Origin of the sequence: Litoribrevibacter albus, from assembly GCF_030159995.1 — a bacterium.
In the GTDB taxonomy this organism is placed as follows: Bacteria; Pseudomonadota; Gammaproteobacteria; order Pseudomonadales; family Litoribrevibacteraceae; genus Litoribrevibacter; species Litoribrevibacter albus.
In genome coordinates this window covers 327,101-340,192 of record NZ_BSNM01000002.1, presented here as the reverse complement: position 1 = coordinate 340,192, position 13,092 = coordinate 327,101, and the positions used below count along the sequence as shown (strand labels likewise).

The following is a 13,092-nucleotide window of genomic DNA, read 5'->3' as shown; positions in this document are numbered from 1 at the left end:
AGAAATAAGAGTTAAGGGACAGTGTGTTGCCCCCCAGAAAAGTGGCCATATTTTATACGTCTTCCAAACAAACTCAAGGAATCAGAACATTCACCAAACCTTTAGATGATCAAAGGCAACAATCAACCCACACTTTATTTACAAGGCTATAAACGATAACGTACTTAACTCTCCCATAAACAACCGGATGGAGCTGTTTTGTCTGACGATCAATCTTATTGGCAACAAGAGCGAACTCACACGTTAATGCAAACCATCGATGTCATTCTGGATCAGCACATTAATGGCCTGAGCCTTTATGACCTAATTAAAACACTCAGCAGTGAAGACATCGCTTTTTTTGATGGCCGGCCTTTAGCGGAACCCCAAGGGCTCTTTCAAACGAATTTTGTGGTTATGAATGCTCTATACCAACTCGCCAAAAGCAGTTTTGATTATCACTATGAGATTCATTCACTGAAGATTTGCAAACACCCTAAAGACAGCACTAAGAAAGAGACGTCCACTGAGCTATCTGAGCTCGATCCGCTGGGAGCCTATTACCTGGATTGGAATAACTTCAATCAATCAGAGCAAGAGATTAACGAACTGATCAATCAGTTTTGGGAACGAATGCTGGTAATTGACTTTGAGGATCAGGATTTACAAACGCTGGACTTGAGCAAGCCAGTAACGTTGGCGGAGATTAAGCAGCAATATCGAAAGCTAAGCCAACAGCATCACCCCGACAAAGGCGGTGACGCTGAGTACTTTGTAGAAATTCAGCAGGCCTATACAAGACTCACTGACAGATAACGTTTATTGATGAGCACGGTTTGCAATCAAATTATCAACTACGGTTGGATCAGCCAGCGTTGATGTGTCGCCCATGCTATCTAGTTCATTACAGGCGATCTTACGAAGAATACGACGCATGATTTTTCCTGAACGAGTCTTTGGTACCGCTGGTGCCCACTGAATGATGTCAGGAACCGCAATGCCGCCAATTTCAGAACGAACAAAGTCTTTCAATTCCTGAATCAGCTCATCCGTTTCTTCATACCCCTTCTTCAAGGTTACATAGGCATAAATGCCCTGCCCTTTGATGTCATGAGGATAACCAACAACAGCCGCTTCAGAGGTCGCATGGTGAGCCACCAGCGCACTTTCAACTTCTGCCGTTCCCATGCGGTGCCCCGAGACGTTTAATACATCATCTACCCGACCAGTAATCCAGTAATAACCATCTTCATCACGACGAGCACCATCACCTGAGCAGTAATAACCTTTATACGTCGCAAAGTAGGTGTCTTTAAATCGTTGATGATCTCCGTAAACTGAACGCATTTGACCAGGCCAGCTGTCTTTGAAGACCAAATTACCTTCACAAACGCCTTCCAACAAATTGCCCTCGTTATCGACAATCCCTGGAATCGCACCAAAGAACGGTAATGTTGCAGAGCCCGGCTTAACTGGAATAGCACCTGGTAATGGCGTCAGCAAAACGCCTCCTGTTTCTGTTTGCCACCAAGTATCGACAATGGCGCAACGTTCGTCACCCACCACATGGTAGTACCATTCCCATGCTTCCGGATTGATCGGTTCACCAACCGTTCCCAACAAACGTAAGCTTTCACGAGAGGTGGATTTTACAGGGTCATCACCTGCCTGCATTAAGGCACGAATGGCCGTCGGTGCCGTGTAGAAGACATTCACTTTATGCTTATCCACCACCTGCCAGCAACGTGATACATCAGGGTAATTAGGCACCCCTTCAAACATCAAAGTCACGGCACCATTCGCTAACGGCCCATATACGATATAACTGTGACCTGTAATCCAACCAACGTCAGCGGTACACCAATAGATATCACCTTCCTGATAATCGAAGATGTACTGATGTGTCATGGATGCATAAACAAGATAACCGCCACAAGTATGCATTACCCCTTTCGGCTTGCCAGTTGACCCTGAGGTGTAGAGGATAAACAATGGGTCTTCCGCGCTCATTTCTTCAGGCGCACACTCATCTGATGCAGCATCCGTAATGTCGTGATACCAAACATCACGTCCTTCCGTCCATTCGATGTCGTTCCCTGTACGCTGAAAAACCACCACGGTCTTAACCGTAGCTGCACCAGGCTTAGCAAGTGCGTCATCTACGTTTTTTTTCAACGGGATAATCTTACCGCCTCGAACCCCTTCATCTGCGGTAATGATGCAATTTGACTGACAATCTTCAACACGCCCAGCAATGGACTCTGGAGAGAAACCTCCGAAGATCACAGAATGAATGGCCCCAATACGGGCACACGCCAACATCGCCACAGCGGCTTCCACCACCATTGGCATGTATATGGTAACCACATCGCCTTTCTTAATGCCTTGCGCCTTTAGCGCATTCGCCAAGCGACATACCTTATGATAAAGCGCTCGATAAGTAACTTTGGCATCCGTTGTTGGATCATCACCTTCCCAAATAATTGCGGTTTGATCACCACGCTCCGCCAGATGTCGATCTAAACAGCTCACTGTCGGGTTGAGCGTACCATCATAAAACCAACGGATATGAACATCGTCATAAGCAAAAGATACGTCCTTGATTTTGCTGTAAGGCTTCATCCACTCAATGCGTTGTCCATGCTCTGCCCAAAAGCCTTCAGGATCTTCAACTGACGCCTGATACATTGCTTGGTATTGCTCGGTATTAATCAGAGCTCGCTCAGTAAAGTACTCATTAACGGGGTAAGTTTTTATTTCACTCATGGTGGTGAATCCCTTCCTAATTTTTTATTTGAGTAGTGATTGCGGATGACGTTGTCTGCCATCAACTTATTTTTATAAACACCTTAGAAAGATATCGGGAAAAAGCAATCTACAGAGAGACAGTTGTCTATTGCTATTCGACATACCTTCTATTTAGGCACATTCGCTCGTGTCAGCCAGGTTTGGACACGATGATGTAATTCATCTTTCTTCACCGGTTTGGCAATGAAATCATTCATTCCTACGCTGATGCAGCGTTCCTGATCGTATTTCAACGCATTCGCGGTAATAGCAATGATCGGGGTCTCAGCTCGTTCTTGCTCTCGTTCAAATTGACGAAATTGCTGTGTCACTTCGTAGCCATTCATTTTTGGCATTTGAACGTCCATAAGAACGAGGTCATAGACTTCCTCGCGTAACAGTTCGAGGGCTTTTTCACCGTCGGAAGCGATCGTCACCTGATGACCGTTTTTCAACAGCATCGTCTTGGCAACCTTTAGATTCACTGCGTTGTCTTCCACTAACAAAATATGGCCATGAACCGACTGATCCTGTAAAAACTCTAAGCTTGGCGAAATGATCTCTTCTGGCGGTTTAGCAATGGTCCAGATAAACAACAATTCAAAACAAGATCCCTGTCCCAGCTGACTTTCGGCATGAATAGTGCCACGCATCATATCCACCAGGCGCTTGGTGATGGATAACCCCAATCCGGTTCCACCAAACCGTCGGGTTGTCGATCCGTCAGCCTGACTGAAGGCATCAAAAATGCCCATCAACTTATCAGAAGAAATCCCGATGCCGGTATCAAGTACCCGTATTTTGAATTTAACAATATTGAGTTCCCGATCCAGTTCCAGACATTCTGTAATGACCTTAACTTCACCTTCCTCCGTGAACTTGATGGCATTTCCAATCAAATTCATCAGCACTTGTCTTAGACGCAGTGAATCCGCTTCTAGGAATTCAGGAACTTGAGGATCAAAAGATGATACCAACTGGATGTTTTTCTCAACCGCCGTGCCTCGTAATAAATTCAAAACCGAGAGAATGATCTGATTGATGTTGGTCGGCTCTACATGCAATTGCATTTTGCCGGCTTCAATTTTGGAGAGATCCAGAATGTCATTAATGAGAGACAGTAAACCTTGACCCGATTCGTTAATCTGGTGGACATAAGTCCCCTGCTCTTCCGTTAGGTCTGTATCTTCAAGAATCTGAGCCATCCCCAACATGCCGTTTAACGGCGTACGAATCTCATGACTCATGTTGGCAAGAAAATCGGATTTAGCCCGATTGGCAATGTCCGCCTGCTTCTTAGCCTGATCTAACTGCCACGCCGATTCCTGTAGCGAACTGGTTCGTTCATTCACCTTGGCTTCAAGATTCTTTTTACTTTCTTCCACCTCTCGGTAAGCGGCATGGATATTAGCCACCATAGAGTTAAAGTTTTGATACAAGGTGGCAATTTCATCCTTACCTTCGTAATGAAGATTCACATGCCATTTTCCTTGCCCAATATGCTCACTGACCTGACTTAAACCACGAATCGGACGAACAATGAAGTAATCCATAATCACATAGATCAATACATAGGACGCAAGTAACACCAAGGCACCAACAATAATTAACATCACACCATGATTTTGGCTCAAGATAGAACGACTATGATCATCCAGAGCCGTAACCAGCCATAAGTCTCGTTCAAGCTCGTCCACTTTCAGTTTCAGATCCTGATTCTTCGAATTTAAGGCAAAGTATTGGGCTTTTATGTACTCATGCCCTGGCGCCTGATTCATGCTGTTTAAGCAATCCAGGTCGTTAAGATGATCACCATGAGACACCTTATAAATAGGATCACCCGAAGCATTACACAGCAACATGTGAACCCCTTCATTCACAGCAAACGTTTGAAAGCCGGATAACACACTGTCTAATTCAGCCCCAAAGAAGAGAGTAATGTGACGACTGGTATCTTTGAGTGGGATATTCTTGGCTTTCAGAACAAAATATTTGTCCGACGTTTTGTCAAAGAAGTTCAAAGTCTGAATTTGCTCATCGTCTTGCAACTGTTGAGTCAACGCTTCCAGCTGAAGGCTGGTCAGCACAGCGTGCTCTGATTGAGCCAAAACATGCCCTTCACTATCGAGCACATAGATAAAGCTCAATGAAGGGAATAAATTGGCAGCACGGGAAAATCGGACAGACAAATGCTTAGCCATATCCGAAAAACGATCAGGATCGCCCAGTTGTGAGGTGAATGAATGGAAGCTCATATCATCGACAAAGAAATCCAGCTTAAGCTCGACCTCCTGATCAAACTGTCGTATAGACATCATCACTTCTTTTGAAATGGTTTGAAGCTGCGTGCGCCTGACCTTATCCATTTGTTCCTGTAGATGGTCTAATGACAACTTTCCCACCAAAAGCAGGGGAATGAGCACCAGAGGCATCAGAATCAGCGCTAACTTAACTCGCAGTGGCATAAAGAGATTCCCTGCAAAGACAAAAAACTACTGCTAATGTGTCTCGTCTTGATTGTATAATTATTCTTTTTAAATCGATTTCAGCTTAAGGCGCAATATGTCCCTCGATCATGCTCACCAACAACTCGAAGATATTTTAACGTTACCAGAATTGGAAGAAGATGCTCTGGATTATATGGGCTGTTTAGGTGCCTTAGCTGCGTTTGTTATCACTCCCAAAGAGCTAGACATTAAAAGTATCACTGATCACGTGGTAGATGAAGCAATCAATGCGCTTAATGAGACACAAATTGCTGAATTACAAGAAGCCATCAAGCTCGTGTGTGCGGATATTCAGGTTCAACTGGAAGGTGAAGAAGATGTTGATCTTCCTTGGATGAACGAAGAAGACGACGAAGATGCCATTATTTCCTGGGCGGCCGGTTTTGTAGAAGTGGTATTGGCCTTTGAAGACATCTGGTTGAACAGCAAATATGAAGAAAACGCCACTCAACTGTTGATGCCGGTCTTTGCCATCTCCGGCATGTTAGAAGAAGAAACTCAGGACATCACCGCCAATGACCAGTTGATCAGTCAGTGGATTGAAGAAATCCCTGAAATTCTCATCGACCTATTCCTGTTGTTCCGAGTGGAAGAAGAAAAGAAAGGCCCGCCTAAGAGTGTCTACGGAGCCAGCAAAAACACTCAGAAAAAACGCGGGAGCCGTGGCGGCAAGCGCTAATTTAAAGCAAAGCCCTACCTCTCAAGAGCCAGACAGGTTATAGACTGAATCTGGCTCTTACTGAAGCACCACTGTTATAAAACTCTACGGATTCACACAAGTATCGAATCAGACCAAGCCCACGACCATGACTGAGCGAATCATTCTCCGGTCGGGTAGTCACTTCAGCCACATCAAAACCCTTACCAGAATCAGACAATTCCAAATCCAGATACGCTTGCCCCATGGAAGTACAAAGATGCGCTTCTATCTTAATCCAGTCCGAGTCACTCAATTCAAACAATCGTTCAGCTCGTAACTGCTCATAGTGCTCTAATCCTTCAACTGAATTTTTCAACTCAGATTTCAAACGCAAAATGCCATGCTCTAGCGAGTTACTGTACATTTCGTTGAGCACTAATCGAAGTAAGTCCTTACGCACCGCTTCACTAAAGAAGGGCTCGACCATAGCAACAATGGAATCCACACAACGTATGTCCGACAACTGCTCGCCGGTAAACGCCCAGTTCATGGTACAAGGCGTGATTTTGTGCTCTGCTGTTTCTGCGGCGATCGGCTCATCGGCCCAATCCACATGACCAAAGTTCAGCTCAACCAAGGACACATCATCGTATTCCTGGTCGACCGCACAAAAGCCTTTCCAATGTTCGATAATGCCTCTTAACCCGTTTGAGGCATTGTCTTTAACCGCAGACACCAAACCATCAATGCCATACATATTGCCTTGTGATGACACCGCTTCGGTAATGCCGTCCGTATAGGCATACATGATGTCTGTCGGTTCTACGGCAATCACCTTCACATCGTCTTCGAAATCCCCATCGCCTACCATTCCCAGAGGAAGGTGTAACGGCTCTAATACTTTGATAGAAACATCATCTATGGAAGAGTCATCGACCGAATGAGAGGAAGCCAACAAAATATCAGGCAAACCACCCTGCCAAAGTGTCAGTTGAGAGCCCGTCTTGTTCACTTCCACTACGGCAGCAGCACAAAACATATGACTCGGCAAAATAGACCACAGTTCGCGGTTAATCTCCCGAGCGATGTCACTTACGGCTTCACCGCGTGCCGACATCTGAAAGAAAATCTGAGAGGTTGGAATGGCACCAATCGCTGCCGGTAGACCGTGCCCGGTAAAATCTCCCAACAACAGATATAAGCCACCGGAAGGACTTCGGTTATATAAAAACAGATCACCACTGAAGACAGAGGCAGACGACAAATAATGAGAGAGGTTGGTACAGTGGTTCGGGTTCTTTTCCATAACATTGGAAAAAACCCGTTGGGCCATTAATTGCTCTTGCTGAATTCGGCTGTTGTGGAAGGTCAGCGCGTCGTTCTTGTCATTCAACTGCTTATACAATACAGCCACCCGACGGTGGGCCCGAATTTTCGCTTTCAGAATGACTTCATTGAAAGGCTTAGTGAGGAAGTCTTCACCGTCATCCAAACAACGGGACAGCGATTCCAGATCCGTTTTGGCAGTTAAGAAAATGATGGGGATATGGCGATTTCCTGCCTGCTCTTTGATTTTCCGAGCCGCTTCATAGCCATCGATGCCCGGCATCATGATGTCCATCAAAATTAAATCCGGTTGCTCATCAATATAAAGTTGAATGGCTTGTTCACCATCCGACGCCATATGATATTGATAGCCTTCGTCTTCAAGAATGAAGCTTAACAGCGTGCGATTGATCTCCTGATCATCGACAACCAAAACCTTCATTCATACCTCCTTTACACCATAAATGGCTCATTCTTCCATCTCATAATGAGCAATAACCGACCAAATATTCCACAAGCATTGACCTGAGCGGTCGATAATAAAGATCAAGCATCAACCCACTTGTATTCATTGTCAACTTCAATAGACTGAACAACTAAGTAACGGTTATCCAGATGAGTACGATGCATTAGTACAGTACATGAGTACAAAGGTGAGACATTTGAAAAAAAGGAAACACCCAATTTTACATTGGAGTTTATTAATTCTTGGTTGGGTGGCCGTCGTCTTAGGTGTTCTCGGAATTTTTCTTCCCATTTTACCTACCACTCCGTTTCTATTGTTAGCCGCAGCATGTTTTGCCAGAACGTCCGATCGCTTTTATCACTGGCTGGTTGATCACCCTAGGCTTGGCCGTTATATCTCCGCCTACATCGATGGCAAGGGCATACCCTTCAAAGCCAAATGCTATACCTCAGCATTGATCATTTGCATGATGTCACTGAGCATCTGGATCGTAAAACCACCGGTATGGGTAATTGTATCTATGGCCTTGATCGCGCTGTGCGTTTCGATTTACCTGTTTCGGTTACCTACGCTGGACGTCCAACAGAATCAGTCCATCAGTGATCACACGTCAAAAGGCAATCCAACAAAACCTGCGCCGCCTTCTAATCAATAAACCAGCTAATCAATAAACCAGCTCATCGATAAACCAGCAAATCATTAAACCTTCTAATCGGTGAACCAACTAATTATTAAATCAACCGCTCATCAAACTAACTGACGTTCACCGTAGAGATTCGCGTACAAGCCACCACGATCCACCAAACTCTGATGATTGCCTTCTTCGCAAATACGCCCTTCGTGGAAAACAAAAATGCGGTCGGCTTGTTTCACGGCACTCAAACGATGCGCAATGATGATAGTCGTCCGCCCTTTAAGAAAGTCAGACAAGGCATCGTGTAGATTGGCTTCCGTTTCGGTATCCAGGGCCGACGTTGATTCATCGAGAATCACCACTTTAGGGTTCATTAGTACCATGCGGGCAATGGCCAAACGTTGACGCTGACCACCGGAAAGTCGAATGCCGTTTCGACCCACAACTGTGTCCAGTCCATCGGGCAACTGCTTCACCACGTCATCCAGCTGAGCCACCTGCAGCGCTTGCCAGAGTTGCTGATCACTGTAATCAATGCCCATATCCAAATTCATACGCACAGTGGCGTTAAACAATGCAGGCGTTTGAATCACGGTGCAGACATTCTCACGAATCAGCGGCCAACCAATATCACTGATAGATCGGCCGTTAAAGCGAATGTCACCTTCCGTTAACGGGTACATGCCCGTTAACAGCTGGACCAAGGTCGATTTACCGCCGCCACTGGCGCCAACAAAGGCCACCCGTTCACCGGCTTCGATAGAGAAAGAGACATGATTCAATACCCGTTTATCCTGATGATAACCAAACACCGCATCATCTACGTCAATCCGAACATCGGCCTGTTTAAACGGGTTTGCCAATGGTTCAACCTGTGGCTCAATCTCCAGATCAAAACTGGTATTGATTCGCTGCAACGCCGCTTTGGCACTGTAATAGGCATATTGCATGTTGAGAATTTCTTGAACTGGCCCCATCATGAACCATAAGTAACCAAACACCGCAAACATTTGCCCGATGGACAAATCCGAGAAAATCACCATCAACATGGAGATCATTCGGAACATATCAAATCCTATCAGGAAGACATTAAAGCTGAATCGGCTGGCGGCATCGGAGCGCCATTCAAAGGTGATGGATCGCTGTTTCACCGCATCAGCCAGATCCTGAATTCGTTGGTAATAAAACTGTTCCCGATTCACAATTCGAATTTGATGCACTGCATCCAGGGTTTCAGTGAGCGCTTGCTGAAAGGCTTCATAGGCAGAATTTTCCCGCTTCTTCAACGTCTTCACCTGCTTACCCAAAATCATGGTGCAATAGATCACCACAGGGTTAAGAAACAGGATAAATAATGCCAACTGCCAATGCATCCACAGTAAAATAACCGCTGTACCAATGATGGTTAACACCGCCACCAGAAGTCGGCTGACGGACACACTGACAAAACGATCAATGGTGTCTAAATCCGTCACAAAGCGACTGGCAATACCACCACTTCCGATGGATTCATATTCCTTCATTGAGACTAGCCGAAGCTGCTTTAACAGCCGCATTCGCATCCTGTAAATCAGGTCTTTTGAGACAATGGTGAGCTGTCGGCTCTGCCACACATTTAATAACATGCTGGCAATTCGTAAAACGATACTTAATAGCGTCATCGCCACGATATAGCTGGCCGCCGAATGGAAGGAATCTGGCAGCATCCATTGTAAAAAGGAAACCGCCTGCCCCGGTTGGTCCAACAGTACTTCATCCACCAGAACAGGCAGAAGTAAAGGCAAAGGCACCGCAATAACCGTTGCCAGAATGGCAATCAAATGAGCGTAAATAAGCTCTTTACGATGTTTCAATAACAGACGTTTAAAGAAACCGGATCCAAACTTTTTCTGAGAAACTTCTAATGATCTACTCAACAACAACTACTCGATATTTGAAACTCAATTCAGGTATAAAACCGCTAAAAAAGATTCCTTTGATTATCGCTAATTATTCTCATTTAGGCGAATGGATAAATTATTCAGTTCATTCGCCGATATCTTCATTCCATAAGGTAGGTTGTTCCTGAATAAAAGCTTCCATCATGGCAATGCATTGAGGGTCATTTAATACCGTGACTTCGACACCTCGGGAGCGAAGCAACTCCTCTTCCCCCATAAAAGTGGTATTTTCAGCGACAATCACTTTCGGGATGCCATACAACAAGATTGTGCCCGAGCACATGCAGCACGGTGACAAAGTTGTGTACAACTCACACTCTTTATAGACACTTGCCGGTAACCTGCCAGCGTTCTCCAAAGCATCCATTTCACCATGCAAAATAGCACTGCCTTTTTGGATGCGACGATTGTGTCCCCGCCCCAAAACGTTGCCCTTGTGAACCAAAACGGAACCAATGGGTATGCCACCTTCCTTGAGTCCTTGTTGTGCCTCTTCATACGCCATTTTCATGAATTGATCCATATAACAACTCCTTCTGAACTGCCCCTGTCATTTTATTGTCCAACATAGCAGGCATCAGGAAAAACAGCACTTTTAATTTTATTCGAGAAATCTCGACTACAATTAAAATCAGAGACTTAACAAAGCCACTTTAAGTAATGGCATAGCAAATGCAGGAGTAAATTTGCACAAAAAGCGTTAACACTATAAGCACAGCCAGACTTTTGAGGAGCAAAAGCGCGGCGTGTACAGCTGGGTGATCATGAGAATCACTTGAGCCTGACAAAGCTATATTGAAAACCTATTCAGGAGGCCATATGAGCATATTCGACAGGTATCAGGATCGCTACATCGCTAAGCAGGAAGATGAGCTTACATTAGAAGAGTATTTACAACTGTGTAAGGAAGATCCCACCGTCTATGCCAATGCCGCAGAACGTATGTTAATGGCAATTGGTGAACCCGAAGTTGTTGACACTTCGAGAGACTCAAGATCGTCCAGAATTTTTTCTAACAAACTAATTAAACGCTATCCAGCCTTTAAAGACTTCTTCGGCATGGAAGAAGCGATTGAAAACATCGTCTCTTATTTCCGCCATGCTGCACAAGGTCTGGAAGAACGCAAACAAATCATCTATCTCCTTGGCCCTGTTGGTGGTGGCAAATCCTCCCTGGCCGAAAAACTCAAAAGCCTAATTCAACAAGTCCCTTTTTATGCCATTAAAGATTCCCCGATTCAGGAATCGCCTTTGGGGTTATTTAATCCCGAAGAAGACGCGCAAATTTTAGAAGAAGACTACGGCATTCCCAGACGTTATATAAAAGGCATTATGTCGCCCTGGGCGGTCAAGCGTCTGCATGAGTTTGGAGGCGATATTTCAAGATTCAAAGTCGTTAAGGTTTACCCTTCCGTATTGGATCAGATCGCGGTCGCTAAAACAGAACCCGGCGACGAAAACAACCAGGACATTTCCAGCCTGGTCGGGAAGGTCGACATCCGGAAACTGGAAGAATTCTCTCAAGACGATACCGATGCCTACAGCTATTCCGGCGGCTTGTGCCGAGCTAACCAAGGCATGTTGGAATTCGTTGAGATGTTTAAAGCACCGATCAAAGTGCTACACCCGTTATTAACGGCGACTCAGGAAGGCAACTACAACGGGACAGAAGGGCTCAGTGCCATTCCGTTTGATGGCATCATTCTCGCCCACTCCAACGAGTCGGAATGGCAAACATTCAAGAACAACAAAACCAATGAAGCCTTCATCGATCGGGTGTTCATTGTCAAAGTGCCTTACTGTAAACGAGTTACGGAAGAAGTTCACATCTACGAGAAACTGCTGGAAAACAGTTCTTTGAGCCACGCACCATGTGCACCGGATACCTTGACTATGATGGCTCAATTCTCAGTGCTTTCGCGACTTCGTGAGCCAGAAAACTCCAGCGTCTACTCAAAAATGCGGGTATACGATGGTGAAAACTTAAAAGATACCGATCCTAAAGCCAAAAGCCTTCAGGAATATAAAGACTCCGCTGGCGTTGACGAAGGCATGGACGGTTTATCAACGCGGTTTGCATTTAAGATCCTTTCGAAAGTCTTTAACTTCGACCCGGAAGAAGTGGCCGCTAACCCGGTTCACTTACTCTATGTATTGGAACAGGAAATTGAACAACAACAATTCCCGCCTGAAATGCATGAACGCTTATTAAAATACGTAAAAGAGTTCTTAGCACCGAAATACATAGAATTCTTGGGCAAAGAAGTGCAAACCGCGTATTTGGAATCTTACTCTGAATACGGTCAAAACATCTTTGATCGCTATGTCACCTATGCGGATTTCTGGATACAAGATCAGGAATATCGTGATCCGGACACTGGCGACATATTGGATCGAGCAGCCATCAACGAAGAATTGGAGAAAATTGAAAAACCAGCCGGCATCGCGAATCCAAAAGACTTCCGAAATGAGATCGTGAATTTCGTACTCAGAGCACGTGCCAATAACGCAGGTAGGAATCCAAACTGGTCCAGCTACGAAAAAATGCGGCTGGTCATTGAGAAGAAAATGTTCTCAAACACTGAAGATCTGCTGCCAGTTATCTCATTTAATGCGAAAGCCTCCAGCGAAGATCAGAAAAAACACAACGAGTTTGTGAAACGCATGATTGACCGGGGCTACACAGAGAAACAAGTGCGGTTGTTATGTGAATGGTACATCCGGGTACGTAAGTCTCAATAATTGAGCATTCACACAAAAGACAGAGAACGGCGACGGAACGCTAGACGATAACGTTCGTCGCCTGCATCTGT

9 protein-coding genes are annotated in these 13,092 nt (G+C 45.1%); 4 read left to right on the top strand and 5 right to left on the bottom strand.

The features are described 5' to 3' along the window. The first annotated feature begins 198 nt into the window (after window positions 1–198). Window positions 199–795 carry a DNA-J related domain-containing protein gene (locus tag QQL66_RS01600; RefSeq protein WP_284377979.1) on the top strand — a complete coding sequence of 199 codons (597 nt, stop codon included), beginning with the start codon at window positions 199–201 and terminating at the stop codon, window positions 793–795. Window positions 796–798: 3 nt separating this feature from the next. Here QQL66_RS01600 and acs read toward each other — a convergent pair whose 3' ends face one another. Together acs and QQL66_RS01590 are read right to left on the bottom strand one after the other, a co-directional pair. Beyond that, window positions 799–2,745: an acetate--CoA ligase gene (acs, locus tag QQL66_RS01595; RefSeq protein ID WP_284377976.1), complete on the bottom strand. Its 1,947-nt coding sequence runs from the start codon at window positions 2,743–2,745 to the stop codon at window positions 799–801. A gap of 149 nt (window positions 2,746–2,894) precedes the next feature. Beyond that, the gene (locus QQL66_RS01590; protein WP_284377973.1) at window positions 2,895–5,231 is read right to left on the bottom strand and encodes a response regulator; all 2,337 of its coding nucleotides are present in this window, start codon (window positions 5,229–5,231) and stop codon (window positions 2,895–2,897) included. A 97-nt stretch (window positions 5,232–5,328) separates the two neighbouring features. Between QQL66_RS01590 and QQL66_RS01585 the strand changes: the two genes are divergently transcribed. Continuing rightward, window positions 5,329–5,952 carry a YecA/YgfB family protein gene (locus QQL66_RS01585; protein ID WP_284377971.1) on the top strand — a complete coding sequence of 208 codons (624 nt, stop codon included), beginning with the start codon at window positions 5,329–5,331 and terminating at the stop codon, window positions 5,950–5,952. A 37-nt stretch (window positions 5,953–5,989) separates the two neighbouring features. Here the strand turns inward: QQL66_RS01585 and QQL66_RS01580 are convergent, their stop codons facing one another. Continuing rightward, complete coding sequence (locus QQL66_RS01580) at window positions 5,990–7,681, bottom strand: fused response regulator/phosphatase (protein WP_284377969.1); 1,692 nt, start codon at window positions 7,679–7,681, stop codon at window positions 5,990–5,992. A 220-nt stretch (window positions 7,682–7,901) separates the two neighbouring features. Between QQL66_RS01580 and QQL66_RS01575 the strand changes: the two genes are divergently transcribed. Further along, entirely contained in the window at window positions 7,902–8,360 is a 459-nt protein-coding gene (locus QQL66_RS01575) for a YbaN family protein (protein WP_284377967.1), read from the top strand. 92 nt (window positions 8,361–8,452) lie between these two features. On the opposite strand, the gene QQL66_RS01570 is transcribed toward QQL66_RS01575, so the two are convergent. Both QQL66_RS01570 and QQL66_RS01565 read right to left on the bottom strand, forming a co-directional pair. Beyond that, window positions 8,453–10,255: an ABC transporter ATP-binding protein gene (locus QQL66_RS01570; RefSeq protein WP_284377965.1), complete on the bottom strand. Its 1,803-nt coding sequence runs from the start codon at window positions 10,253–10,255 to the stop codon at window positions 8,453–8,455. 109 nt (window positions 10,256–10,364) lie between these two features. Next, entirely contained in the window at window positions 10,365–10,802 is a 438-nt protein-coding gene (locus QQL66_RS01565) for a nucleoside deaminase (RefSeq protein WP_284377962.1), read from the bottom strand. Between the two features lie 296 nt (window positions 10,803–11,098). On the opposite strand from QQL66_RS01565, the gene QQL66_RS01560 reads away from it, so the two are divergent. Next, the gene (locus QQL66_RS01560; protein ID WP_284377959.1) at window positions 11,099–13,021 is read left to right on the top strand and encodes a PrkA family serine protein kinase; all 1,923 of its coding nucleotides are present in this window, start codon (window positions 11,099–11,101) and stop codon (window positions 13,019–13,021) included. Window positions 13,022–13,092 lie beyond the last annotated feature (71 nt).

Excerpts from the sequence above, each read along its gene's own strand:
- acs (WP_284377976.1), bottom strand. The coding sequence starts at position 2,745 with ATGAGTGAAATAAAAACTTACCCCGTTAATGAGTACTTTACTGAGCGA.
- QQL66_RS01590 (WP_284377973.1), bottom strand. The coding sequence starts at position 5,231 with ATGCCACTGCGAGTTAAGTTAGCGCTGATTCTGATGCCTCTGGTGCTC.
- QQL66_RS01585 (WP_284377971.1), top strand. The coding sequence starts at position 5,329 with ATGTCCCTCGATCATGCTCACCAACAACTCGAAGATATTTTAACGTTA.
- QQL66_RS01580 (WP_284377969.1), bottom strand. The coding sequence starts at position 7,681 with ATGAAGGTTTTGGTTGTCGATGATCAGGAGATCAATCGCACGCTGTTA.
- QQL66_RS01565 (WP_284377962.1), bottom strand. The coding sequence starts at position 10,802 with ATGGATCAATTCATGAAAATGGCGTATGAAGAGGCACAACAAGGACTC.
- QQL66_RS01560 (WP_284377959.1), top strand. The coding sequence starts at position 11,099 with ATGAGCATATTCGACAGGTATCAGGATCGCTACATCGCTAAGCAGGAA.